24 protein-coding genes are annotated in these 23,277 nt (G+C 65.4%); 18 read left to right on the top strand and 6 right to left on the bottom strand.

Annotated elements, in window-relative coordinates; translation table 11 throughout:
• The 6 genes from CSC76_RS13855 to CSC76_RS13830 all read left to right on the top strand — a co-directional run.
• A partial coding sequence (locus CSC76_RS13855; RefSeq protein ID WP_162110581.1) for a lytic transglycosylase domain-containing protein occupies positions 1-567 on the top strand: 567 nt, incomplete at its 5' end.
• 166 nt (positions 568-733) lie between these two features.
• Positions 734-1,342, top strand: a complete 609-nt coding sequence (gene petA, locus CSC76_RS13850; RefSeq protein WP_162110580.1) for a ubiquinol-cytochrome c reductase iron-sulfur subunit — start codon at positions 734-736, stop codon at positions 1,340-1,342.
• Between the two features lie 3 nt (positions 1,343-1,345).
• The gene (locus tag CSC76_RS13845) at positions 1,346-2,605 is read left to right on the top strand and encodes a cytochrome b (protein ID WP_162110579.1); all 1,260 of its coding nucleotides are present in this window, start codon (positions 1,346-1,348) and stop codon (positions 2,603-2,605) included.
• On the top strand, positions 2,598-3,344 hold the full coding sequence (locus CSC76_RS13840; protein ID WP_162110578.1) for a cytochrome c1: 747 nt from the start codon (positions 2,598-2,600) through the stop codon (positions 3,342-3,344). Before CSC76_RS13845 ends, CSC76_RS13840 begins: the two co-directional genes overlap by 8 nt.
• A gap of 179 nt (positions 3,345-3,523) precedes the next feature.
• Positions 3,524-4,159, top strand: coding sequence for a glutathione S-transferase N-terminal domain-containing protein (locus tag CSC76_RS13835; RefSeq protein WP_162110577.1), 636 nt, complete (start codon positions 3,524-3,526; stop codon positions 4,157-4,159).
• A 61-nt stretch (positions 4,160-4,220) separates the two neighbouring features.
• A complete protein-coding gene (locus tag CSC76_RS13830; protein ID WP_162110576.1) occupies positions 4,221-4,673 on the top strand; it encodes a ClpXP protease specificity-enhancing factor in 453 nt (150 codons plus the stop codon).
• 41 nt (positions 4,674-4,714) lie between these two features.
• Here the strand turns inward: CSC76_RS13830 and CSC76_RS13825 are convergent, their stop codons facing one another.
• From CSC76_RS13825 to CSC76_RS13815, 3 genes are read right to left on the bottom strand one after another with little or no spacing between them, the layout of a single operon-like run.
• Positions 4,715-5,041, bottom strand: a complete 327-nt coding sequence (locus CSC76_RS13825; RefSeq protein WP_162110586.1) for a DUF3301 domain-containing protein — start codon at positions 5,039-5,041, stop codon at positions 4,715-4,717.
• A gap of 16 nt (positions 5,042-5,057) precedes the next feature.
• A complete protein-coding gene (gene nadC / locus CSC76_RS13820) occupies positions 5,058-5,924 on the bottom strand; it encodes a carboxylating nicotinate-nucleotide diphosphorylase (protein WP_162110575.1) in 867 nt (288 codons plus the stop codon).
• Positions 5,921-6,190, bottom strand: a complete 270-nt coding sequence (locus tag CSC76_RS13815) for a Trm112 family protein (RefSeq protein ID WP_162110574.1) — start codon at positions 6,188-6,190, stop codon at positions 5,921-5,923. The genes nadC and CSC76_RS13815 overlap by 4 nt, the downstream gene beginning before the upstream one ends.
• Positions 6,191-6,257: 67 nt before the next feature.
• Between CSC76_RS13815 and purE the strand changes: the two genes are divergently transcribed.
• Entirely contained in the window at positions 6,258-6,767 is a 510-nt protein-coding gene (gene purE, locus CSC76_RS13810) for a 5-(carboxyamino)imidazole ribonucleotide mutase (protein WP_162110573.1), read from the top strand.
• Positions 6,764-7,906: a 5-(carboxyamino)imidazole ribonucleotide synthase gene (locus CSC76_RS13805; RefSeq protein WP_162110572.1), complete on the top strand. Its 1,143-nt coding sequence runs from the start codon at positions 6,764-6,766 to the stop codon at positions 7,904-7,906. The genes purE and CSC76_RS13805 overlap by 4 nt, the downstream gene beginning before the upstream one ends.
• Before the next feature lie 69 nt (positions 7,907-7,975).
• On the opposite strand, the gene CSC76_RS13800 is transcribed toward CSC76_RS13805, so the two are convergent.
• Both CSC76_RS13800 and sodB read right to left on the bottom strand, forming a co-directional pair.
• Positions 7,976-8,401 (bottom strand): hypothetical protein, encoded by a 426-nt coding sequence (locus tag CSC76_RS13800; RefSeq protein WP_162110571.1) that lies wholly within the window; start codon positions 8,399-8,401, stop codon positions 7,976-7,978.
• Between the two features lie 153 nt (positions 8,402-8,554).
• Complete coding sequence (gene sodB / locus CSC76_RS13795) at positions 8,555-9,133, bottom strand: superoxide dismutase [Fe] (protein ID WP_162110570.1); 579 nt, start codon at positions 9,131-9,133, stop codon at positions 8,555-8,557.
• 158 nt (positions 9,134-9,291) lie between these two features.
• On the opposite strand from sodB, the gene grxD reads away from it, so the two are divergent.
• From grxD to ppnN, 5 genes are all read left to right on the top strand, one after another.
• Complete coding sequence (gene grxD / locus CSC76_RS13790; protein ID WP_162110569.1) at positions 9,292-9,612, top strand: Grx4 family monothiol glutaredoxin; 321 nt, start codon at positions 9,292-9,294, stop codon at positions 9,610-9,612.
• A complete protein-coding gene (locus CSC76_RS13785) occupies positions 9,609-10,355 on the top strand; it encodes an SDR family NAD(P)-dependent oxidoreductase (protein ID WP_162110568.1) in 747 nt (248 codons plus the stop codon). Before grxD ends, CSC76_RS13785 begins: the two co-directional genes overlap by 4 nt.
• A complete protein-coding gene (locus CSC76_RS13780; protein ID WP_162110567.1) occupies positions 10,352-10,954 on the top strand; it encodes a YhgN family NAAT transporter in 603 nt (200 codons plus the stop codon). The genes CSC76_RS13785 and CSC76_RS13780 overlap by 4 nt, the downstream gene beginning before the upstream one ends.
• Before the next feature lie 259 nt (positions 10,955-11,213).
• Positions 11,214-14,444, top strand: a complete 3,231-nt coding sequence (locus tag CSC76_RS13775) for a TonB-dependent receptor (protein WP_202923533.1) — start codon at positions 11,214-11,216, stop codon at positions 14,442-14,444.
• Positions 14,445-14,570: 126 nt separating this feature from the next.
• Positions 14,571-15,953, top strand: a complete 1,383-nt coding sequence (gene ppnN, locus CSC76_RS13770) for a nucleotide 5'-monophosphate nucleosidase PpnN (protein ID WP_162110566.1) — start codon at positions 14,571-14,573, stop codon at positions 15,951-15,953.
• Between the two features lie 4 nt (positions 15,954-15,957).
• On the opposite strand, the gene CSC76_RS13765 is transcribed toward ppnN, so the two are convergent.
• Positions 15,958-16,836, bottom strand: a complete 879-nt coding sequence (locus tag CSC76_RS13765; RefSeq protein WP_238394978.1) for a sensor histidine kinase — start codon at positions 16,834-16,836, stop codon at positions 15,958-15,960.
• 310 nt (positions 16,837-17,146) lie between these two features.
• Here CSC76_RS13765 and CSC76_RS13760 point away from each other — a divergent pair, with 310 nt between their 5' ends.
• From CSC76_RS13760 to CSC76_RS18890, 5 genes are read left to right on the top strand one after another with little or no spacing between them, the layout of a single operon-like run.
• Positions 17,147-17,713 (top strand): GspH/FimT family pseudopilin, encoded by a 567-nt coding sequence (locus CSC76_RS13760; protein ID WP_162110564.1) that lies wholly within the window; start codon positions 17,147-17,149, stop codon positions 17,711-17,713.
• Positions 17,714-17,759: 46 nt separating this feature from the next.
• Entirely contained in the window at positions 17,760-18,215 is a 456-nt protein-coding gene (gene pilV / locus CSC76_RS13755; protein ID WP_162110584.1) for a type IV pilus modification protein PilV, read from the top strand.
• Positions 18,212-19,288 (top strand): PilW family protein, encoded by a 1,077-nt coding sequence (locus CSC76_RS13750; protein WP_162110563.1) that lies wholly within the window; start codon positions 18,212-18,214, stop codon positions 19,286-19,288. Before pilV ends, CSC76_RS13750 begins: the two co-directional genes overlap by 4 nt.
• On the top strand, positions 19,288-19,842 hold the full coding sequence (locus CSC76_RS13745; protein ID WP_162110562.1) for a pilus assembly PilX family protein: 555 nt from the start codon (positions 19,288-19,290) through the stop codon (positions 19,840-19,842). Before CSC76_RS13750 ends, CSC76_RS13745 begins: the two co-directional genes overlap by 1 nt.
• A 22-nt stretch (positions 19,843-19,864) precedes the next feature.
• Positions 19,865-23,272, top strand: coding sequence for a pilus assembly protein (locus tag CSC76_RS18890; protein ID WP_202923532.1), 3,408 nt, complete (start codon positions 19,865-19,867; stop codon positions 23,270-23,272).
• The last annotated feature ends 5 nt before the right edge of the window (positions 23,273-23,277 follow it).

The raw sequence follows: 23,277 nt of genomic DNA, 5'->3' as shown, positions 1-23,277 counted from the left end.
GGGCAGGTCTATTCCTACATCAAGGACGGCGTGCGGCACTACACCAGCACGCGCCCGCGCGGCGGCACCCAGGTCGCCAGCCTGCGCACCATCAAGTACAGCTACATCGAAACCTGCTTCGCCTGTGGCAACCCGGGCGTGGACTTCGGCCGGCTGCGTCTGAACACCTCCGCCTACCAGGCCGAGATCGCCGCGGCCTCGCGCGAGTTCGGCGTGGAGGAGGCGATCCTGCGCGCCATCATGCACGCCGAGTCCTCCTACAACCCGATGGCGCTGTCGCATGCGGGCGCCCAGGGGCTGATGCAGCTGATGCCGGCCACGGCCCGCCGGTTCGGGGTGACCGACAGCTACAACGCCGGCCAGAACATCCGCGGTGGTGCGCAGTACCTGGCCTGGCTGTTGAAGCGCTTCAACGGCAACCTCACCCTGGCCGCTGCCGGCTACAACGCGGGCGAAGGCGCCGTGGACCGCCACGGCGGCGTTCCTCCCTACAAGGAAACGCAGCGCTACGTGCAGCGGGTGGCCGTGCTGGCCGACCGCTACCGCCAGGCCGTCGCCGCACGCTGAGCGGGGACAGGCGGTCCCGGATGCACGCAAGCCATTGATTCCGCGGCAGCCGTTGTCGGCCCATTAAGCCATCCGTTACACTTTGCCGTCTTTTGCGGCCCGTACCGGTCCATGGGGGCGGCCTTGGCAGCCTTTTTAGCTACCTGATTGTTTTGCGGAGTGCCGGATGGCCATCGATGGGGTCAATGGGCCTGTGAATACGGGCCGACGCCGGTTCCTGACTGCGACCACCGCCGTGGGGGGTGCAGTAGGTGCCGGTATTGCAGCTGTGCCTTTTATCAAGTCGTGGAATCCGAGCGCCCGGGCCAAGCTGGCCGGTGCCCCGGTGACCGCCGACATCAGTGGCTTGCAGGAGGGCCAGCGCCTGATCCTGGAATGGCGCGGCCAGCCGATCTGGATCGTGAAGCGTTCCAAGGCCGTGCTCGACGCGCTGCCCACGCTGGACGCGAACCTTCGCGACCCGCAGTCGGAGAACCTCGACCAGCAACCGGCCTACATCAAGGGTGAGACGCGCTCGCTGAAGCCGGAGATCTCCGTGCTGGTCGGCCTGTGCACCCATCTGGGCTGCTCGCCCGAGATGGCCGCCGAGATCAAGCCCGAGCCGTACGACCCGAACTGGAAGGGCGGCTACTTCTGCCCCTGCCACAAGTCGCGCTTCGACATGGCCGGCCGCGTGTTCCAGGGCGTGCCCGCACCCACCAACCTGGTGGTGCCGCCGCATTACTACGAGAACGACACGACGATCGTCGTCGGTCTCGACCCGCAGGGGGCATAAGCCATGGCGAACATCTTCCCCCGTACCGCCGATGGCGTGATGGACTGGTTCAACGCGCGCGCGCCGGGCTTCATGCCCGTGTACCGCAAGCACATGAGCGAGTACTACGCGCCCAAGAATTTCAACATCTGGTACATCTTCGGCGTGCTGTCGATCGTGGTGCTGGTCAACCAGATCCTGACCGGCATCTTCCTGACGATGCACTTCAAGCCGAGCGCGGCGGAAGCGTTCGCCTCGGTCGAGTACATCATGCGCGACGTGGAGTGGGGCTGGCTGATCCGCTACATGCACAGCACCGGCGCCTCGCTGTTCTTCATCGTCGTCTACATCCACATGTTCCGCGGCCTGATGTACGGCTCGTACCAGAAGCCGCGCGAACTGGTGTGGATCCTGGGCATGCTGATCTACCTGGTGCTGATGGCCGAAGCCTTCCTGGGCTACGTGCTGCCGTGGGGCCAGATGTCGTTCTGGGGCGCCAAGGTCATCATCTCGCTGTTCGGCGCCATTCCGGTGATCGGCAACGGCCTGACCGAGTGGATCATGGGCGACTACCTGCCCAGCGACGCCACGCTGAACCGTTTCTTCGCCCTGCACGTCATCGCGCTGCCGCTGGTGCTGCTGCTGCTGGTGGTGCTGCACATCTTCGCGCTGCACGAAGTCGGTTCGAACAACCCCGACGGCGTGGAGATCAAGAAGGGCCCGAAGGGCAACCGCTGGTCGCCCACCGCGCCGGCCGACGGCGTGCCGTTCCACCCGTACTACACGGTGAAGGACGGCTTCTATGTCGGCGGCTTCCTGATCATCGCGGCCTTCATCGTGTTCTTCGCGCCGGCCATGGGCGGCTGGTTCCTGGAGCACGACAACTTCACCGAGGCCAATAAGCTGGTCACGCCGGCGCACATCAAGCCGGTGTGGTACTACACGCCCTACTACGCGATGCTGCGCGTGGTGCCCGACAAGCTGGGCGGCGTGCTGGTGATGTTCGGCGCCATCGCGATCCTGTTCCTGGTGCCGTGGCTGGACCGTGCGAAGGTGAAGTCCTACCGCTACCGCGGCCTGATGTCCAAGGTGCTGCTGGGCCTGTTCGCGATCAGCTTCGTCTGGCTGGGCAAGATCGGCGCCGGCCCGGGCACGGACCCGGTGGAAACGATCGTCGGCCGCTTCCTGACCGGCTTCTACTTCCTGTTCTTCCTGACCATGCCGATCTGGACCAAGATCGACAAGACCAAGCCAGTGCCCGAGCGGGTGACGACGCATGACTAAGACTTTCGCCTCTCGCCTAGCTGTCTTCGCCAGCGGGTTGCTGATCTCGTTCTCCGCGTTCGCCGCCGGCGGCGGCGCCACGCTCCAGGCCGGCAACGACCTGAGCGACCGCGCCTCGCTGCAGCGCGGTGCGCAGCTGTACATGAACTACTGCGCGGGCTGCCATTCGTTGAAGTACATGCGCTACTCGCGCATGGCCGAGGACCTGGGCCTGACCGAAGACGAGGTGATGAAGAACCTCAACTTCACCGGCGCCAAGTTCGGCGAGCAGGTGCAGGTGTCCATGCCTGCCGCGGGCGGCGAGAAGTGGTTCGGCAAGATGCCGCCTGACCTGAGCGTGATCTCGCGCGTGCGTGGCAGCGACTGGATCTACACCTACCTGAAGTCCTTCTACCTGGACGAATCGCGCCCGCTGGGCTGGAACAACAAGCTGTTTCCCAACGCTTCCATGCCCAACCCGCTGTGGGAGTTGCAGGGCCTGCAGCACGCCGAATTCGGCCCGGTCGATCCGGCCACCGGCGAACGCCACGTCGAGGGTCTGAAGGTGGCGCAGGCCGGCCGCCAGAGCGCGCAGGAGTTCGACCAGACCGCGCGCGACATCACCAACTTCCTGGAGTATGTCGGCGAGCCGGCGGCCCTGAAGCGCCAGAGCGTCGGTGTGTGGGTGATCCTGTTCCTGGCCGCGCTGACGTTCCTGGCCTACCTGCTGAAGCAGGAGTACTGGAAGGACGTCCACTAACGACGTCGCGCGTCCGACGCCACGGGTGCGGGCCGCAGCCCGCACCCGCAGGGTCAAAGCCGGCCGGGTTTGCTTGGCTTTTCCGGGCGGGGATTGCACACTCAGGGACGTGGCGACCGTCAGCAAGGGGCTGGCGGCGTCGGTGCGATCGGCGGATTCCGGTCGTCGGAGAGCCGTGAATGGCTGCGAGCCCACGTATGCGCAATACACTGACGTTGTTTTCCTCCACCGATGACGTGCTGTGCCACCGCGTGCGGCTGGTGCTCGCCGCCAAGGGCGTCACCTACGACCTGGTGCCGGTGGACCCGCAGAATCCGCCCGAAGACCTCATCGACCTCAATCCCTACCATTCCGTGCCCACCCTGGTGGAGCGCGATCTGGTGCTGTACGCCGCGTCCGTCGTCAGCGAGTACCTGGACGAGCGCTATCCGCATCCGCCGCTGATGCCCGTGGACCCGCTTTCGCGTGCGCGCCTGCGGCTGGCGATGCTGCGCATCGAGCACGACTGGGTGCCGCAGGTGCAGGCGATCCAGCTGGGCAACAAGCAGCAGGCCGACGCCGGCCGCAAGCGCCTGAAGGAACTGCTGACCGCGTCCGTGCCGCTGTTCAAGGCCAGCAAGTTCTTCCTCAATCCCGAAATGAGCCTGGCCGATTGCGCGATGGCCCCGATCATCTGGCGCCTGCCGTCGCTGGACGTGCCGCTGCCGAAGGACGGCAAGGCCATCGACGACTACGGCAACCGCATCTTCCGCCACCCCGGATTCCTGCGCAGCCTGACCGACGCGGAAAGGAAGCTGCGCGAGATCCCGGCCTGACCGGCGAACCCGCCGGGCCTGGCCGCGCGCCGCCACGCCGCGATGGCCGCCGAGAAATGAAATGACCGACGCCTCCTCCCGCATGACCAGCCACCGTCCGTACCTGCTGCGGGCGTTGAACGAATGGATCGCCGACAACGGCATGACCCCGCACCTGCTGGTGGACGCCACCCAGGCCGGCGTCCAGGTGCCGGCGAGTGCGGTGAAGGAAGGCAAGGTGGTACTGAACATTGCCGAGCGTGCGGTGGTGCGGCTGATGATCGACAACGACGCTGTCAGTTTCACCGCGCGCTTCGGGGGGGTGAGCCAGCCCGTCTACGTGCCCATCAGCGCCGTGCTGGCGATCTACTCGCGCGAGACGGGGCAGGGCATGGCGCTGCCGGAAGACGTGACGCACGATGCCGATACGGGCGAAGAGAGCGGCGGTGACGCGCCCACGACGGATACCCCGCCCGATGACCACACCCCGCCGTCCGGCGGCAAGCGCCCGCCTTTCCTGCGCGTGGTGAAGTAACCCAGATCGGCTGGCGCCTGCCGGAAGGCGCTGCAGAGTTCTCAGTGCGGGCCCAGCGGCGTAACCGACGGCGCCACCGGGCCCACGAACGACACCAGCCGTCCCTGGCGCAGGACAAGCCGGCCGACATGGCGGTCGGTGCCGTCGTGCGAGTACTCGAAGCGGAAGCTGCGCTCGAATCCTAGCCAGCCGTCCTCGCCGCGGCGCAGGCGCAGGCCGTTGGCGTGCACGCTCTGGTCCAGCCAGATCACCCCCGCCGCCTTGCAGGCGTTGCGGCCCAGCTCGCCGGCGCGCTCCGCCGCGGCACGCGCCGCATTCCAGTAGGCGAAACCGGCGCCGGCCGCCAGCAGCCACAGCAGGGCACTCAGCGGCGACACGCAGGACTCATGGTGCAGGGCCCAGCTTCATCGACAGGTCGATGGCGCGGACGTGCTTGGTCAGGCCGCCGATGGACACGAAGTCCACGCCGTCGGCGGCGATGTCGCGGAGCGTGGTCATGTCCACGCCGCCCGACACTTCCAGCGGAATGCGCCCGTCGAAAGGCGGGGACTTGGCGCGACGGACCGCTTCACGACGCGACGCGGCATCGAAGTCGTCGATCAGGATGCGCTCGCAGCCTTCGGCCAGCGCTTCGTCCAGCTGCGCCAGGGTTTCCACTTCCACGATCAGTGGCAGCGTGGGTTGCGCGGTGCGGGCCGCACGGATCGCGGCCGTGAGCGAGCCTGCGGCACGCACGTGGTTTTCCTTCAGCATTACGGCGTCGTACAGGCCGATGCGGTGGTTCTGTCCGCCGCCGCAGCGGACGGCGTACTTCTGCGCCAGGCGCAGGCCGGGCAGGGTCTTGCGGGTGTCGAGGATGGTGCAGCCGGTACCACGTACGGCATCCACGTACGCGGCCGTGGTGGTGGCCGTGCCCGACAGCGTCTGCAGGAAGTTCAGTGCGGTACGTTCGGCGGTGACCAGGGCGCGCGTGTGGCCCGACAAGGTGGCCAGCACGGTGCCGGCCGGAACGCGGTCGCCGTCCTGCACGCGCCAGTCGATGCGCACCTCTGGATCGAGCGCGCGGTGGCAGGCGTCGAACCACGGGCGGCCCGCGACAACGGCGTCTTCCTTGCAGAGCAGATAGGCGATGTCGGCGGCGTCGGGCAGCAGCGCGGCGGTGACATCGCCGCTGCCGACATCCTCGGCCAGCGCGCGCGCGGCATCCGAGGCCACGAGGTCCGCGGGTGGGGGCGTCGGACGCGGGCTCATCGGGCGGGGAAGTCGTCGACCTGCGCGGTGGCGATCGCTTCCTCGGCGAGCAGGACGGGAATGCCGTCCTCGACGCGGTAGACGGTCTTGCGGTCGTGCGTCACCAGGGCTTCGCGCAGCGCCTCGGCCTGCGGTGCGTCGTCGGCGCGCTTGACCTGGCCCGCGGCGATGGCGCGGTTCAGCGCTTCCAGCCCGCGTGTCTCCAGCACGGCCAGCGGCTGGCGGGTGGTGGGGCAGCACAGCAGGTCCAGCAGTTTGCGGTCCATGGAGGTGGGGGCTCGATCGGTGATTCAGTCAGGAGGGTAGAATACGTCTTTGCGACCGAGGACGGCCATGACCGCCAGCGTATCCAGCCCCGTGGTGGGCATCGTGATGGGTTCCCGCTCCGACTGGGACACCATGCAGCACGCCGCGCAGAAGCTGGAGGCGCTGGGCGTGCCCTACGAGGTGAAAGTGGTGTCGGCACACCGCACGCCCGACGTGCTGTTCTCGTACGCGGAAGCCGCCGCCCCGCGCGGCCTGCGGGCGATCATCGCCGGCGCCGGCGGCGCGGCCCACCTGCCCGGCATGCTGGCGGCCAAGACCGCGGTGCCCGTGCTCGGCGTACCGGTGCAGTCGAAGGCGCTCAATGGCATGGATTCGCTGCTGTCCATCGTGCAGATGCCGGCCGGCATCCCGGTGGCCACGTTCGCCATCGGCAACGCGGGTGCCGCCAATGCCGGCCTGTTCGCCGCGGCGATGCTGGCGGCGGAATATCCGGCCATCGGTGCGGCGCTGGCCGCGTTCCGCGCGCGCCAGACCGATGACGTGATGGCGCACGACGACCCGCGTCAGCCACTATGACGACGGTCGGCATCCTGGGCGGAGGGCAGCTGGCACGCATGATGGCGCTCGCCGGCGCGCCACTGGGCCTGCGCTTCCTGGTGATGGACACCGCGGCGGACGCCTGTGCGGGCCAGTTCGCGCCGCTGCTGGTCGGCGACTACCGCGACGAATCGGCCCTGGCCGAGTTCGCGTCGAAGGTCGACGTGGCCACCTTCGATTTCGAGAACGTGCCCGCGGAGAGCGCGGAGTGGCTGGCGCAGCGGGTTCCCGTGTTTCCCAATCCCCGCGCGCTGGCGGTGGCGCAGGATCGCCTAGTGGAGAAGAGCCTGTTCCGCGAACTGGGGATTCCCGTCGGCGCCTTCGCCGATATCGGCAGCCTCGACGTACTGCGTCGCGAAGTCGATCGACTCGGGGGCGCCTGCATCCTCAAGACGCGTCGACTGGGCTATGACGGCAAAGGGCAATTCCGCATCAAGTCGCTTGCCGACGTGGATACGGCCTGGCACGCGCTGGGTGCGCAGGCCGGGACCGTGGGCCTGATCGTCGAAGCCTTCATTCCGTTCGAGCGAGAACTGTCCGTTGTCGCCGTGCGTGGCCGCGATGGCGAGTTCCGCACCTGGCCGTTGACCGAAAACTGGCATGTCGACGGCGTACTGTCGGCCAGCCTGGCACCGGCACACGTCGATGCTGCACTGGCCCAAGCGGCCTATGCGCACGCGCGGAGGTTGGCGGAGTCGCTCGACTACGTGGGTGTGTTCGCGCTGGAGCTGTTCTATCGGGACGGCGAGCTGCTCGCCAACGAGATGGCACCACGCGTGCACAACTCGGGCCACTGGACCATCGAGGGCGCGGAAACCTCGCAGTTCCAGAACCACCTGCGCGCCGTGCTGGGCCTCCCGCTCGGCGAGACGCGCGCGCTGGGCCATGCCTGCATGTTGAACTGGATCGGCGAGATGCCTGATGCCGCGTCTGTCCTGCAGGAGGCCGGTGGCCACTGGCACGACTATGGCAAGGAACCGCGCGCCGGACGCAAGGTCGGCCACGCCACGCTGCGGGCCGACGATGCCGTAGCGCTCGCCCATGCGCTGGCACGCGTCGGTGTCGCCCTTGGGCGGCAGGCGCAGGTCGCGCCGGTCGTCGCGCGGCTCACGGCCTGACGTCGGCGACTGCCTGAAGCGAAGAACGGCCGGATCACCCGGCCGTTCTGCATTGCGCGATGCCGCGCCTCAGCGGCAACGCCCGAACCTGTCCGGTGACGCGCCCGGCCCGCCCCTGGGGCCCGGAGGATTCTCCCAGTTGGTACCGCGGCCACCGCGCGGTCCCGGCGGGTTGTGGTCGAGGTCGAACCAGCAGCGCCTGGCCTGGTTCCACAGGCCGTAGCGCGGGTGCCAGTACCCATACGGCGGGTTGAAGTAGTAACCGTGCTTGACGACGACGAACTCGGAGCGCTTCCCGCCGTGGCGGTACCAGCGCCGGTCGGGCGACGCGCCGGGACCGCCCTTCCAGCCCGGCGGATTCTCCCAGTTGGTGCCTGGACCACCTACCGGTCCGGGTGGGTTGTTGTCGCGATCGCGTGGCGCAGCTTCGGCGGTCGCCGACATCGCGAGCAGGGCGGGGAGCAGGGATCCAGCCAATCCGTAACGCAGTGCCATGGTGTTCTCCTCGGGTGGGACCACGCTCGGGGAACGCCTGCATCGCAGTGCGTGTTGACACCAGGGTGGCCGGGATTCATCCGGCAGCCAGCGTCGCGAAACGGAAACGGCCGGGTTTCCCCGGCCGTTTGCGCGTGGTGCGGGCGCCTGCGATCAGCGCAGGTTGCCGGCCACGAAGGCCCAGTTGACCAAGGCCCAGAAGGACTCGACGTACTTCGGGCGCGCATTACGGTAATCGATGTAGTAGGCGTGCTCCCACACGTCGATCGTCAGTAGCGGCTTGTCCTCGCCGGTCAGCGGGGTGGCGGCATTGGAGGTGCTGACCAGCGCCAGCGAACCGTCCGGGCGCTGCACCAGCCAGCCCCAGCCGGAGCCGAAGGTGCCGATGGCGGTCTTGGTGAACTCTTCCTTGAACTTGGCGAAATCGCCGAAGGTCTTGTTGATCAGTTCGGCCAGCTTGCCGGTCGGCTCGCCGCCGCCATTGGGCTTGAGGCAGTTCCAGTAGAAGGTGTGGTTCCAGACCTGCGCGGCGTTGTTGAACATGCCGCCCTGCGACTTGCGCACGATCTCTTCCAGCGACGCATCGGCGAACTCGGTGCCTTCGATCAGCTTGTTGAGGTTGTCCACATAGGTCTTGTGGTGCTTGCCGTAGTGGAAGTCGATGGTCTCGCCGGAGATGTGCGGTTCCAGGGCGGTGCGGTCGTAGGGCAGGGGGGGCAGTTCGATGGCCATGGCTCGGTTTCCTTGTGCTAGGCGGGGCAAGAGGCATGCCGGGCATCGTCAGAGCGATGCCAGGGCTTACAATGGGCAATCCGCCGGCGAGGCCTGCGGAGCGGACCGAAAGTGTACCCGACGGTGGTTGCCAAACCGTCAAGGAAGGAGAAATCAGCATGCCGGTGATGGAACGCATCCAGGCCGAAGTGGATGGCCACCCGATCGTCCTTTTCATGAAGGGCACGCCGCAGTTCCCGATGTGCGGCTTCTCCAGCCGCGCGGTGCAGGCACTGCGCGATGCGGGCGCCGAGCACCTGTACACGATCAACGTGCTGGAAGAGCCGGAGATCCGCGCCAACCTGCCGCGTTACTCCAACTGGCCCACGTTCCCGCAGCTCTTCATCAACGGCGAACTGATCGGCGGCTGCGACATCACCCTGGAACTGCACGAGTCCGGTGAACTGCAGCGCATCGTCGCCGAGGCGCTGTCGCCGTGAGCCTGGTTGGCCTGCCTACCCGCGCGCCGCACGCGCTGGACCAGCGCGTCATCCTGGTCAGCGGTGCGCACGGCGGATTGGGCAGTGCGGCGGCCGTCGCCTGCGCTCGCGCGGGCGCCACGATGGTGCTGCTGGGCCGCAAGCTGCCGAAGTTGAATCGCGTGTACGACGCGGTGGCGCAGGCCGGTGCGGAGCCCCTGCTGTATCCGCTCGACCTGGAAGGCGCCCCCCCCGACGATTACGCGGAACTTGCCGAACGCCTGCGCGCGGAGCTCGGCCATCTGGACGGCGTGCTCCATTGTGCCGTGGAGTTCAAAGGACTCACGCCGCTCGAGCACACCGACCCGGCTGCGTTCGCGCGCGTCATTCATATCAACCTGACGGCGCCATGGTGGCTGTCCCAGGCCTGCCTGCCGCTGCTGCGGCAGTCGGCGGACGCGGCGCTGGTGTTCGCACTGGACGATCTGGAACGGGTCAGCCAGCCCTACTGGGGCGCCTACGGCATCGCCCAGCATGGCCTTGCCGCGATGGTGGGCATGCTGCATGCCGAACTGGGCTCGTCGTCCGTCCGCGTTTCTGCGCTGCAGCCGGGCCCGATGCGGACCGGCCTGAGATCGCGGGCCTATGCGGACGACAACGACCTGCAGGCGCGCGAGGCGGCCGATTACGCCGATGCCTGCGTCACCTTGTTGTCATCTGCGGGTGCCATCCATCGCGGCCAGGTCTGGAAAGTGCGCGCATGACCATCCTCTCGGCGGCGATGCTGCTGTTCCTGATCCTCGATCCGCTGGGCAACATCCCGGTGTTCCTCAGCGTGCTGAAGCCGCTGCCGACGCGCCGGCAGCGCATCGTAGTGGTCCGGGAACTGCTGATCGCGCTCGCCGTGCTGATGCTGTTTCTCTGGTGCGGCAAGTACGCCCTGGACCTGATGCACCTGCGCCAGGAATCGGTGGCCATCGCCGGCGGCATCGTGCTGTTCCTGATCGGCGTGCGGATGATCTTCCCGCGCCCCGAAGGCCTGATGGGCGAGACGCCCGGCGGTGAACCCTTCATCGTGCCGCTGGCCATCCCGCTGGTCGCCGGCCCCTCCGGCATGGCCGCCGTCATGCTGATGGGCAGCTCCGAGCCGGACCGGCTGGGAGACTGGAGCCTGGCCCTGCTGATCGCCTGGGCGGCCACGGCGGCCATCCTCATTTCCGCCACGGTGCTCTACAAATGGCTGGGCAGGAGCGTACTGACGGCGATCGAGCGCCTAATGGGCATGCTTCTTGTCGCCATCTCCGTGCAAATGGTGCTGGACGGGGTGGGGACCTACCTCAAGCTGACGCCCCCCAACATCTGATCGGCGGCCAAGACAACAGGCGCCAGATCCGGCTTCCAGAGCGGCTGCGAACGGTGCACAGCGGTCATGTTGCGTCGCGGAACTTTGTCATGCCGCGGTCACAAAATGGTCCTATCGTGTTAACCTGTTATTAACCTCCGCGGACGCCGCGTGGGCCATGGGAACCCCTAGCACGCCCTTCAGAACCGTCCCCACCGGGTGGTTCCGCACGTCTCGTCAGCCAGCTTCGCCACATCACTCCCGTACCGAGGTTTATCCGATGAACCAATCCCGTCGTCTTCGCCTGTCCAAGCTCAGCCTTGGCCTCGTCGTCGCACTCGCCGCCGCGCCTGCCTTTGCGCAGAGCACTTCGGCCGGTGTGGGCGGCCTGGTTACCGACAATGGCGGCCAGCCCGTCGCCGGCGCCGAGGTGACCATCACCCACGTCGAATCCGGTACGGTCAGCCGCGCCACCACCGACGCCAGCGGTCGCTACAACGCACGCGGCCTGCGCGTGGGCGGTCCGTACCAGATCACCGTGACCAAGGCCGGTGCGGGCACGAAGACCGAAGACAACATATATCTGAGCGTCAACCAGGTCGGCACCGTCAATGCCGCGCTGACAGGCGACATGACGACGCTCGAGACCGTGACGGCGATCGGCTTCGCCGGAGGTTCGGAAGTTTTCAGTGCCACGAAGATGGGAGCGGGCACCAACGTCGACCGTCAGACGATCGAGGCGTTGCCGTCCATCAACGGCAACATTCAGGACCTCATGCGCCTGGATCCGCGCGTGGCCTATGTGAACCGCGCAGAGGGCGGTATCAGTGCCGGCGGCCAGAATCCGCGTTACAACGCCATCCGCATCGACGGCGTGTCGGCCAGCGATACCTTCGGCCTGGAAGGCAACAATATGCCGACGCGCCGCCAGCCGGTGGCAATGGATGCCATCGAAGCCATCAATATTGATCTGGCGAGCTACGACGTGACCATCACGGGTGCGACGGGTGCCGTGGTCGACGCGGTGACGAAGTCGGGTACTAACGAGTTCCATGGCTCGGTCTACGGCACCTACCGCGACGGCGAATGGTTCGGCGACGACCCCGCTGGCGCCAAGTTCAACGGTTTCACCAAGGAACAGACTTACGGCGCTACGTTCGGCGGCCCGCTACTAAAGGACAAGCTGTTCTTCTTCGCCAACTACGAAAAGTTCACGCAGGAAGCGCCCGGCGCGGACATTGCGGGCAGCGCACTCGGCAAGCCCAACGCGGTCATTGACATGGACGACATCACGCGCGCCCAGCAGATCGCTCAAGGTTACGGTATTGACGCTGGTGGCCTGGAGAGCTCGGGTGATACGGATCTCGAAGAGTACGCGCTGAAGCTGGACTGGAACATTACCGACGATCACCGCGCCAGCTTCCGTTACAGCAATCTCGAGCAGAGCAAGCTGCGCGTCAACGGCATCAACAGCAGCCAGGTGTCGTTGAGCTCGTACTGGTACCAACACGTGAAGTCGGTCGAGAGCTATGTCGGCCAGCTTTTCAGTGATTGGACCGACAACTTTTCCACTGAGTTCAAGGTTTCCTACCGCGACTACTCTGCGGTACGCGAGACCCCCACCAGCGCCCCGAGCGTCCGCATCTATTTCGGTGGTACGGAAGACGCGCTGGCAGGTGACTCCCTGTGGCTGGGCACCGAAGTCAATTCGCACCAGAACCAGCTGTTCACCGAGACCTGGAACGTCTTCGGTGCCGGCACGCTGACCTTGGGCAATCACGACGTCAAGTTCGGTGTGGACTACAGCACCAACGACATCTACAACATCTATGGCCCCCAGCTGTACGGTGTGTACGAGTTCTGGGGTCTGGACAACTTTGAGCAGGGCCGCTGGAGCACCTACTCCCTGCGTACGCCGCAGCCTGGCCAAGGCTTCGACTCCGTCGCCGCCGCCTACAAGTACAAAAGCTATGGCGTCTTTGTGCAGGACCAGTGGTACGTCAACAACAACCTGACGCTGACCTTTGGTCTGCGCGCCGACAAGCCCGATGTCAACAAGGTGCCGCAGTACAACGCATTGGCCGAGCAGGTCTTCGGCTACGACAACAGCAAGGTGTTGTCCGGCGATTGGCTGGTGCAGCCGCGCTTCGGCTTCAATTACACCTTCGACAGCGATCGTCCGACGCAGCTGCGAGGTGGTTTCGGCCTGTTCCAGGGCGAGTCTCCCCAAGTTTGGTTGAGCAACGCCTACAACACGACCGGTTTCAACTATATCCAGTACTCGCAGCGCCTCAACTCGGCTGAAAACTGGGAGGATCTGCCGTTCAGTGGCGACGGTCTGAACCAGCCGGTGCCGACCAACCCCTCGGCCGCGCTACAGAATGTCAACTTCGTCGCTGCCGATTTCGAGCAGCCCTCCGTGTGGAAGGCCAACCTGGCGTTCGAGCATGAGCTGCCTTGGCACGGTATCGTAGCGTCGGCAGAACTGCTGCTGACCCAGGTGGAAAGCGCGCTGTTCTACCGCAATCTCAACCTGGGCGCTCCCACGCTCCAGGGCCCGGATGGCCGCGACCTGTTCTACGCCGCCTCCAACGTGGGCCGTTCGTGGAGCTCCAGCAACAACCGCGCGAACCGTGATCGCCGCTTCGACTCGGTGCTGTTGCTCGACACCACCGACAAGGGGCACACCGAGCAGCTGACGGTCGGTCTGGACAGGCCCTGGACTTCGGATAGCGACTGGTCCTGGAGCCTGGCCTACACCTATACCAATGCGAAGGAAGTGGCGGGTCTCACCAGTTCCACGGCGACCTCGGGCTGGAACTACACCTACCAGTTCGACGCCAACGCCGAGGAACTGGCGACCTCGCGTTACGAGATCCGGGACCGCTTCCTGGGCACGCTCAACTGGCGCCACAATTTCTTCGGTGACTACAAGACCGAAGTGGGCCTGGTGTACGAAGGTCGTACCGGTCGTCCCTTCAGCTACGTCTATTTCAACGACGCCAACGGCGACAACCGCTCGGCCAACGATCTGTTCTACGTGCCGTCCGGTCCGGGCGACGTGCTGTTCGGCACCCTGAGCAGCGGCGGCGTCTTCACGGCCGATCCTGCGATGGAGCAGCGCTTCTTCGACTGGCTGGCCAAGAACCCGCAGCTGGGCCGCTACGCGGGCAGCTACGCGCCGCAGAATTCCGGCCGTGCTTCCTGGGTCAATACCTTCGACATCCGTATTTCCCAGGAGCTGCCGGGCTTCTTCAAGGGGCACAAGTCCGAGCTGTGGCTAGACATCCAGAACGTCGGCAATCTGCTGAACGAGGACTGGGGCCACATCTACGATTACGGCTTCTTCGCCAACCAGCGCGTTGCCTCTGTCAGCGGCATCTACAATGGAAGGTACGTGTACAACTTCAACACGCCGGACGCGCCGACGGTCGCCAATGGCGATGCGGACGGATTCAATACTGGCGTGTCGCAGTGGTCGCTGCAGCTGGGTTTCCGCTACAAGTTCTGACGTTCGCGAAGACCGTACTGCCAGAAACGGCCGGGGAAACCCGGCCGTTTTCTTTTGGGCGGGCTCCTCTTGCTGCGGGGACTGCGCTAAAGTCCCGCTCCTGACGAACGAGAACAGGAAAACCCCATGACTGAAACGGCATCGAGGGCGTTGCCGGTCCAGGACGCGCGCATTTATCCGCGTGGCGGCCTGGACGTGCTTTCCCGCGCCGAAGTGGCGCGCCTGCGCGACGCTTCCGCGGGTGGCATGCACGAACTGCTGCGCCGCTGCGCGCTGGCGGTGCTGACCAGCGGCAGCGCCTCGGATGATCCGCGCGCCGCACGCGATCTGTACCCCGACTTCGATATCCAGGTGCTGCAGCAGGATCGCGGCGTGCGTATCGACCTGATCAACGCACCGGCCATGGCGTTCGTGGATGGCGAAATCATCCGCGGCGTGGCCGAGCTGCTGTTCGCCGTGGTGCGCGACCTGGCCTACACGGCCATCGAGCTGGGGCCGGAGTATGCGGCCGACCTCGAATCGTCGGCGGGTATCACCAACGCCGTCTTCGGTCTGCTGCGCAACGCGCGCATCCTGAAGCCGAGCGACCCCAACCTGGTGGTCTGCTGGGGCGGTCACTCCATCTCGCGCGACGAGTATCTCTACACCAAGCAGGTGGGCTACGAGCTGGGCCTGCGCGGCCTGGACATCTGCACCGGCTGCGGCCCGGGTGCGATGAAGGGGCCCATGAAGGGCGCGACTATCGCGCACGCCAAGCAGCGCCGCAGCAGGACGCGCTACATCGGCGTGACCGAGCCCGGCATCATCGCCGCCGAGTCGCCCAACCCCATCGTCAACCACCTGGTGATCATGCCGGACATCGAGAAGCGCCTGGAGGCCTTCGTTCGCATCGGTCACGGTATCATCGTGTTCCCGGGCGGCGTGGGCACGGCGGAGGAGATCCTGTACCTGCTGGGCATCCTGCTGCACCCGGACAACGCCGACCTGCCGTTCCCGCTGATCCTCACCGGACCGACCATCGCCGCGCCATACTTCGAGCAGATCGACCGCTTCATCCGGCTGACGCTGGGCGACGCGGCCGCCGAGCGCTACGAGATCGTCATCGGCGACCCGGTGGCCGTGGCGAAGAAGATGGGCGCCGGCATCCGCCGCGTGCGCGAGTACCGGATCGAACAGAAGGATTCGTTCTTCTTCAACTGGGCTATCCAGATTCCCGAGGACTACCAGCAGCCCTTCGTGCCGTCGCACGAGGCCATGGCGGCACTGCAGCTGCGGCCCGGACGCGCCGTGCACGACCTGGCGGCGGACCTGCGTCGCGCCTTCTCCGGCATCGTGGCGGGCAACGTGAAGGAAGACGGCATGCGCCGGATCGAGGAATTCGGTCCGTTCGAAATTCACGGCGAGCCCGCGATGATGCAGGCCCTGGATGCGCTGCTGCGGGCGTTCGTGGAACAGCGGCGCATGAAGATCGCCGGCGAGTACAGGCCGTGCTACCGCGTGGTGACCTGAGCGGTCACGGCGTCAGTGGAATCCGGATGACGGCGGTGTAGCGTCCTTCCGCCGTCGTCGTCCGCACGCTGCCGCGCCCATGCGTCATGGCCTGGATGCGGGCGCGGACGGCATTCAGGCCCACCTGATGGCCCGTAGTGGGGCGTACCGGCGCCGAGGGCAGGGCATTGGCCACCGTCACCTCCAGCCAGTCGCCGTTCGTCGCCACCTGCAGGTGCACATCGCCTCCCGTCGCCACGGGCTCCACTCCATGGCGGATTGCGTTCTCGACCAACGGCTGGATCGACAGCGCGGGCACGGCCAGGTCAGGCAGGGCCGCCGGCACCTGCCACTCCACGCGCAGGCGATCGCCGAAACGAAGGCCTTCGATCTCGAGGTAGCGCCGTACGAGCGCAAGCTCATCTGCCAGCGTGATCTCTCGCGGCCCCGCCAGCGCGGCACGGAACAGGTCCGACAGGTCCAGCAGCAGCCGCTCCGCCTCCTCCGGACGCTGGTGCACCAGCGCAGCGCCGGTATTGAGGGTGTTGAACAGGAAGTGGGGGCGGATGCGGGCCTGCAGGGCCTCCAGCTCGGCCTGCTTGGCGCGGACGGCCAGTTGGCGGGCGCGCCAGTGGTTGTGGAACGCGGCAAGTCCCAGTAAGCCCACCGTGACCGCGATTCCTGTACAGGACAGGAGCGTGGCGCGCCAAGCGCCGGTCGACATGCCCCAGTCATTGCCAAGCAGCAGCCATGCAGCACCGAGTGCGCCCCAGGTGAACACTGCCAGCAGTGCGATGGCCAGGCAGGCAATCAGCAGCGGGCGAACGCGGGAGAGTGGATGACGCAACGCATAGAGAGTGCCCAGCGACAGCAGCAGTACCCACTGGATGCAGAGGGACGCCATGCCGAAGTAGCTCCAATGGTCTTCGGTTGCCCCAGGAGCGATCGTGAGCAGTAGCGCCAGTCCCTCTCCCGCCATGATGGCCCAAAGGATGACGGACGGCTGCCAGAGGGCGTCGAGCGGTGTGACGGTGGCGTGGTCAGATGGCATGGCGGGCCAAGGAGGGCGGGTCCATTCATGATGCCCTTTTGGCGGTAGAACGGCAGCCTTGGCCGCTTGGGAAGCGCTTAAGGCCGTTCATCGGCTACCCGCTGGCGTGGCCGGATGCCAGTGTTTAGGGTGCAGGCTCGTCAATCGGGGGGGATTGGATTCCATGCTGAGTCAGGGCGGCCAGACAGCCCCACGTGGTGCACGTGGTCAACGTGCTGCACGGGGCTTCAGTCTGATGGAATTGATGATCACCCTTGCGGTGCTCGCCATCCTGCTATCGCTTGCGGTCCCCAGCTTCACCTCGGTCATCAATGCCAATCGACTGACCGCGCAAGCCAATGAGCTGGTGGCCGACTTGCAACTGGCGCGAACCGAGGCCATCCGGCGCAACCAGCGTGTGACTGTATGTCCGAGCCTGGACAACGCGACCTGCGCGGCCGGCGGTAGCTGGGCCAATCGCATTGTCATCGCGCCGGTGGGAGCAGGCAACGAGGTGATCCGGGTCAGCGCCTCGCGCCCACCCCTGCAGTTGAGCGGCGGCGTGACCAGTATCGTGTTCAGGCCCGATGGCATCGCCCGTGACGCGGCGGGTTTGCTGGTATCGACCACGCTTACCGTTTGCCTGCCCACCACCACGCCGCAGCAAAACGTGCGCCAGGTCGCGTTGCAGTCGGGTGCCCGTGTTTCCACATCGTCGTCGGTGCATTCGACGCCGGGTGCGTGCCCCTGATCAAACCCACGAGACCACATCCATGAATATCCGTCCTCCCATCCGGATGCAATTTTCTCCCGCAGGGCAGCAGGGCGCTGGCCTACTGGAAGTGATGATCTCCATCCTCATCATGGGTATCGGTCTGCTGGGTATCGCCGCGATGCAGGCCACGGCCCTGCGCAACAGCCAGAGTTCGCTGGAGCGCAGCCAGGCCGTGATCCAGACCTACACCATCCTGGAGTCGATGCGTGCCAATCGCACGGCTGCACTGGCAGGCGAGTACAACCTGGCTCAGACCTGCGATCCGCCGGCCGCGAATGCGACGCTGGCGCAGAGTGACATGCGGGCATGGATCACATCGCTTGAGCAGACGCTGGGCAACACCGCCAACACTTGCGGCACCATCGCCTGCAACGGCGCCGACTGTACGGTGACGGTCCAGTGGGACGACAGTCGCGCGACCGGTAATGCCGGCGCGGGCGCCGCGAATTACCGCGTTGCCACCAGGACGCAGCTATGAGCAAGAGAAGCGGAATTCATCCGGTGGCGCGCCGTGCCGCACGCGGTTTCAGCCTCATCGAAATGATGATAGCCATGGTGTTGGGCCTGCTGGTGGTCGGGGCGGCCATCGGCATATTCGTCTCAAACCAGCAGGCGTATCGCGCGACCGAGGGTCTCGGCCGCGTGCAGGAGAACGTCCGCATGGCCTTCGAGATGATGGCCCGGACCGTACGCGAATCCGGTGGCAACCCTTGCAACAGCACCAACAGCATGCCGCTGATCAACGTGCTGAATAATCCGGCCAACAACTGGTGGAGTCGGTGGGGAGTCACGCCCGCCAATGCCCCGCTGGGAAGCGCGCTGGTGGGTTTTGCGCCCGGAGCCGCGGTTGACGGACTCGCGACGGGAGCGGCGGCAGGGCAGCGTGTGGCGGGGACGCCAGCGCTCGTAGTGATATCGGCAGAGCAGCGCGCGGCGACCGTCGTCTCCCATACCCCTTCCACGCAGTCATTCGTGGTCCAGAACGCCAACCATGGTTTCCAGACAGGCGATCTGTTGGTCGTCTGTGGGCAGGACTCCGACGTTGTGTCATTGGCCAGCGTAACCGATGCCGGTGTAGGCACGGTTCGTCTGGGTGGCTTGTTTCAGATGAGCAATGCGGGTGGGGGCACGACCATTCGGCATGCCATCGGGGGCAGCACTCCGGGCAATGCATCAGCCAATCTGGGCCCCGCCGGCACGGAATTCACTTTCGGTGCGAACGCGACCATCTCGCGCGTGCAGGCGTCCGTCTGGTATGTCGGTAACGCCGCGGCACCGGCGGTCGGTAGCTCGCTCTACCAGCGGGTGCTCGGGCCCAACGGTGCCATGACCACGCAGGAAATCATTCAGGGCGTGCAGGCGATGAATCTGACTTACCTGCTGCCCGGGGCAAATGCATATGTGGCGGCGGATGCCGTGCCTGCGGCACGCTGGGGCGAGGTGGCGGCTGTCAGGATCGAACTCACCCTGCAGGGCACGCAGAACGTCGATGGCGCTCCCATTACCCGCCAACTCGTGCAGGTCGCCAACCTGCGAAACAGGAGCCTGTGATGACCGCCCTTCCTGCTTCTCCTGTCCGACAGCGAGGCGCCTCGCTCGTGGTCGTCCTGATCCTGCTGCTGGTCATGACGCTGCTGGGCCTTGCGGTACTGAGGGGTACATTGCTTGAAGAGCGCATGAGCGCGAATCTTCTGGATCGAAGCCAGAATTTCCAGGCGGCCGAAGCTGCACTCAGAGAGGCAGAGGCGTTGATCGCGGCGGGTACCTGGGGCGTCGATCCGCCGGCGGCTGGCGCCGCATGCGCGAACGGTATGTGCGGTGCGCCGGCGACCACTGTGGCAGACCGGGCGACCGACCCCGCCTTCGCGGGATGGCGTGCCGCGACCAGCAACGTCAACAACGGCATCGGCGGAGCGCAGGCCGTGCAGCCTCAGTTCTTCGTGGAGCACGCGGGATGGGTGGAAACATGGTTCGAATGCAATGAGGCGGGCAGCAAGTATCGCGGCACCGCGCTCTGCATCCGCCCGGTCTACAAGGTGACTGCACGCAGTCAGGCCGATGGGCGCTCCAGCGTGTTGTTGCAGTCAAGTTTCGTCGCGCCGTGAACGTCGGTACGGGAGCACACTAATGAAGAAGAATACGCCGCACGCCGGCCCCTATCTCGCTCGCGTGAGAAGCGCTGCCTTGGCCTTCATGGCGACTCTGCTGGCATTGCCGGCGGGCGCAGGCATCAATCTTCCGCGCGAGCCCCTGCAGTCCAGCGGGCGCGTAGCGCCCAATATCCTCTATGTCCTGGACGACTCCGGTTCGATGGCCTTCGATGCCATGCCGGCGGACAGTATCAGCGGCTGGGAGGGTAGGGCCTACGTACACAACACGGTCTACTACAACCCCGCGAGGACCTACCAGCCCTGGACCAAGGCTGACGGGACGCTCATGACGGGTGGCACCTCGTATACCGCGGTGTATGGCGACTTCAACCTGGCCAGTGGGAACACGATTGATCTTTCGGATTCAGGTAGCTGCCGCAACTACAACAAGAACAACAGCAGCAATAACAGTTCCGAGAATACGCAGGTCTGCGGCGGCGTGCAGACGTTCTATGTGCCTAAGAATACCGGGAATACGGATGCGGCCTATCTCGCGGATCAGGCCAATTACTACCGTTATCAGATATTCACCGATGGCGTGATTGTCCGCAGTGACTACGGCCCGCGTGTGGGCACCACATCCCCGTATAACCGAGGCCTCAACAACAGGAATTGCAGTACCAGCACTAACCCCGTAAACAACTGGCGTAATTGCACCCAGGTGACGCCGACGGGCAGGTCGGAGGCGGACGAGCGCACCAATTACGCGACGTGGTTCTCCTACCATCGGACTCGCATGAAGGCCGCAAAGGCCGGTTCGGGTGTGGCGTTCAATGGTTTGGCAGGCAACGTGCGCGTGGGCTTTCGTACCATTTGGCAGCGCCAGCCCGGTGGGACGCGTCCCGCCAACGAGCCCACTCACGCCATCCCGATTCCTGTCCAGTACAACGATGGCCTGTTCGTCGATCCCAACGGCACGACAGGGGCACTCAACAATCGGACCCAGTGGTACAACCGCTTGTATGGAGCGATCGGTTACAACGGTACGCCATTGAAAGGTGCGCTCCAGCAGGCAGGCCTCTATTACAGCAGTAACTCATCCAATGGCCCTTACGGGCCACAAGCGGCCGCAAGCCAGTATTCCTGTCGTCAGAATTTCACCATTCTGACAACGGATGGTTACTGGAACGACAACTCCAACTATGTCGCAGTCGATGAGCAGGACAATACGCCCGGACCTACTGTTACCGGGCCGGGCAACCAGTCGTTCACGTATAGCGCCGTGGCGCCATATGCCAGTGCGGATTCCAATACGTTGGCCGACGTCGCCATGCGCTATTGGAAGAATGACCTGCGTACGGACTTGATCAACCAGGTGCCCACGACGAGCAGCAATCCGGCGTTCTGGCAGCACATGGTCACGTTCGGTATCTCCATCGGCTTGAAGGGCTCGGTGGATCCTGACGGTCCCTTGCCGGGGATGCCCGGAGGTCCGGCTGCGTGGCCCAACCCCAACGATGCCGCAGATCTCCGTCGTATAGACGATCTCTATCATGCCTCGGTGAACGGCCGCGGTACGTTTCTCGCAGCTTCCAATCCCGACGAGTTCGCTGAAGGTTTGCGCGCTTCACTGGCCTCCATCGTCGAGCGGACAGGTTCTTTCTCGAATCTGTCGGCCAACTCCACCCAGCTGACGTCCGGGTCGCGGTCCTACCAGGGCAGTTTCGTATCCGGCGTATGGACGGGCAGCCTGATCGCCTATCCGGTGGTGTCAGGCAGCGTCAACCAGGATGCCCCCATCTGGAATGCCGCCAATGTCATTCCCACCAGCGGCCGGCGTATTTTCACCCACAATGGCACGGGTGGAGCAACTTTTCCCACGCCCGCACAGGTCACCGCGCTGACCAGGACCACGACGCCAGCAGTGACGGGTGCGAACAACGCGGCCTATATTGCGGGTAATCGCAGTCTTGAGCTTGCCAATGGCGGCACGTTGCGCAACCGCAACCACCTGCTGGGGGACATCGTCAACTCGTCGCCGGTCTATGCGGCGCGCGAGCAGACCATCTACGTGGGCGCTAATGACGGCATGTTGCACGCGTTCAACGCGAACGACGGCGTCGAGCGCTTCGCCTACGTACCCGGTGGCATCAATCTGTCGGACCTGTCCACGCTGAGTCTGCCGGACTATGAGCACCGCTACTTTGTCGATGGGTCGATCGTCCTGTCCGACCGTTCGCAGACGCCCAGCCAGACCCTTCTGGTCGGCGCGTTGGGGCGTGGCGGCAAGGGCATCTATTCCCTGGACGTGACCACGCCCTCCAGCTTCGCTGCGGCGGACGTCAAGTGGGAGCGCTACGAGACGCCAGGCGGCAACATGGGGCTGGTCCTGGGGCAGCCGATCATCGCCAAGCTCAACAACGGCGTGACCGGCGTGATCGTACCCAACGGCGTGAATAGTGCAGGAGACAGGGCGGCGCTACTGGTCTATCGCCTCAGTGACGGTCAACTGCTGGCCGAGATCGATACCGGGGTCGGTAACGGCACCACTCCCAACGGCATGTATGCGGCCACCATCCGCGACCTGGATGGCAACGGCACCGCGGACTACGTGTATGCCGGCGACCTGCTGGGCAACCTCTGGAAATTCGATCTCCGCTCCAGCAGCAGCAGCGCGTGGACCAATGCCTCCAACCGTATGGTGCTCTATACCGCTGTCAATGACGGAGGGCAGCGGCAGCCAATCACCTCCGCGCCCAGTGTTGTTCGTGATCCGAATACGTTCGAGCTTTGGGTGTTCTTTGGCACCGGTCGTTTCCTCAATGAGGACGACGTTGTGAACGTGCAGGTCCAGAGCCTGTACGGAGTCAAGGACAGCGCCACAACCATCACGGGCCGCGGTGCCCTGCAGCGTCGTGTGATCTCCAGCGTCGACGCCACGACAGGGGCGCGCGCCTTCGAGGCCTCGTCAGCGCTGACCGCGGGCAGGCAAGGCTGGTACATCGATCTCGTGGATCCCCCGTACCCGCCGGGTACAGCCCGTGGCGAACGTGTCGTCAGCGACCCGCAAGTCGTGGCCGGTATCCTCATTGTGTCCAGCGTCATCCCAAGTCAGGATCCATGCCTGCCTGGTGGCAGCGGCTACCTCAATGCCTTGGATGCGTTCACCGGCACCAGTCTGTCGACATCGCTGTTCGATCTGGATGGTGATGGAGAGTTCACCGACGAAGTGATCACCTCCGGTGGAACGACCCTGCCTGTGGGATCGGTGTCGCTGGGTGGGATGGGAACGCAGGGCGCCATCTTTACGGGTGGTGGCAGCGGCGGCGGTGGCGGTGGAGGTCAGATCTGCGTCAACATTTCCGATGCCACCGTGGCGTGCGAACGAATCCGTGAAATGCGGCGTGTCGGTCGCGTCTCCTGGCGCGAAATCATCCGAGACTGAGGAGC

Source organism: Pseudoxanthomonas mexicana (genome assembly GCF_010093385.1).
GTDB classification, from domain to species: domain Bacteria; phylum Pseudomonadota; class Gammaproteobacteria; order Xanthomonadales; family Xanthomonadaceae; genus Pseudoxanthomonas_A; species Pseudoxanthomonas_A mexicana.
Note: the sequence above shows the minus strand (reverse complement) of the source record. Positions and strands in the feature narration are given on the sequence as shown.

Bases quoted from the DNA above. Each gene is read 5' to 3' on its own strand.
- CSC76_RS13780 (WP_162110567.1), top strand. From the start codon at position 10,352: ATGACCATCCTCTCGGCGGCGATGCTGCTGTTCCTGATCCTCGATCCG.
- sodB (WP_162110570.1), bottom strand. From the start codon at position 9,133: ATGGCCATCGAACTGCCCCCCCTGCCCTACGACCGCACCGCCCTGGAA.
- CSC76_RS13805 (WP_162110572.1), top strand. From the start codon at position 6,764: ATGACGACGGTCGGCATCCTGGGCGGAGGGCAGCTGGCACGCATGATG.
- CSC76_RS13835 (WP_162110577.1), top strand. From the start codon at position 3,524: ATGGCTGCGAGCCCACGTATGCGCAATACACTGACGTTGTTTTCCTCC.
- pilV (WP_162110584.1), top strand. From the start codon at position 17,760: ATGCAATTTTCTCCCGCAGGGCAGCAGGGCGCTGGCCTACTGGAAGTG.
- ppnN (WP_162110566.1), top strand. From the start codon at position 14,571: ATGACTGAAACGGCATCGAGGGCGTTGCCGGTCCAGGACGCGCGCATT.
- CSC76_RS13800 (WP_162110571.1), bottom strand. From the start codon at position 8,401: ATGGCACTGCGTTACGGATTGGCTGGATCCCTGCTCCCCGCCCTGCTC.
- CSC76_RS13815 (WP_162110574.1), bottom strand. From the start codon at position 6,190: ATGGACCGCAAACTGCTGGACCTGCTGTGCTGCCCCACCACCCGCCAG.
- CSC76_RS18890 (WP_202923532.1), top strand. From the start codon at position 19,865: ATGAAGAAGAATACGCCGCACGCCGGCCCCTATCTCGCTCGCGTGAGA.
- grxD (WP_162110569.1), top strand. From the start codon at position 9,292: ATGCCGGTGATGGAACGCATCCAGGCCGAAGTGGATGGCCACCCGATC.
- CSC76_RS13775 (WP_202923533.1), top strand. From the start codon at position 11,214: ATGAACCAATCCCGTCGTCTTCGCCTGTCCAAGCTCAGCCTTGGCCTC.
- CSC76_RS13750 (WP_162110563.1), top strand. From the start codon at position 18,212: ATGAGCAAGAGAAGCGGAATTCATCCGGTGGCGCGCCGTGCCGCACGC.
- purE (WP_162110573.1), top strand. From the start codon at position 6,258: ATGACCGCCAGCGTATCCAGCCCCGTGGTGGGCATCGTGATGGGTTCC.
- petA (WP_162110580.1), top strand. From the start codon at position 734: ATGGCCATCGATGGGGTCAATGGGCCTGTGAATACGGGCCGACGCCGG.
- CSC76_RS13845 (WP_162110579.1), top strand. From the start codon at position 1,346: ATGGCGAACATCTTCCCCCGTACCGCCGATGGCGTGATGGACTGGTTC.
- nadC (WP_162110575.1), bottom strand. From the start codon at position 5,924: ATGAGCCCGCGTCCGACGCCCCCACCCGCGGACCTCGTGGCCTCGGAT.
- CSC76_RS13840 (WP_162110578.1), top strand. From the start codon at position 2,598: ATGACTAAGACTTTCGCCTCTCGCCTAGCTGTCTTCGCCAGCGGGTTG.
- CSC76_RS13765 (WP_238394978.1), bottom strand. From the start codon at position 16,836: ATGGCGTCCCTCTGCATCCAGTGGGTACTGCTGCTGTCGCTGGGCACT.
- CSC76_RS13760 (WP_162110564.1), top strand. From the start codon at position 17,147: ATGCTGAGTCAGGGCGGCCAGACAGCCCCACGTGGTGCACGTGGTCAA.
- CSC76_RS13745 (WP_162110562.1), top strand. From the start codon at position 19,288: ATGACCGCCCTTCCTGCTTCTCCTGTCCGACAGCGAGGCGCCTCGCTC.
- CSC76_RS13830 (WP_162110576.1), top strand. From the start codon at position 4,221: ATGACCGACGCCTCCTCCCGCATGACCAGCCACCGTCCGTACCTGCTG.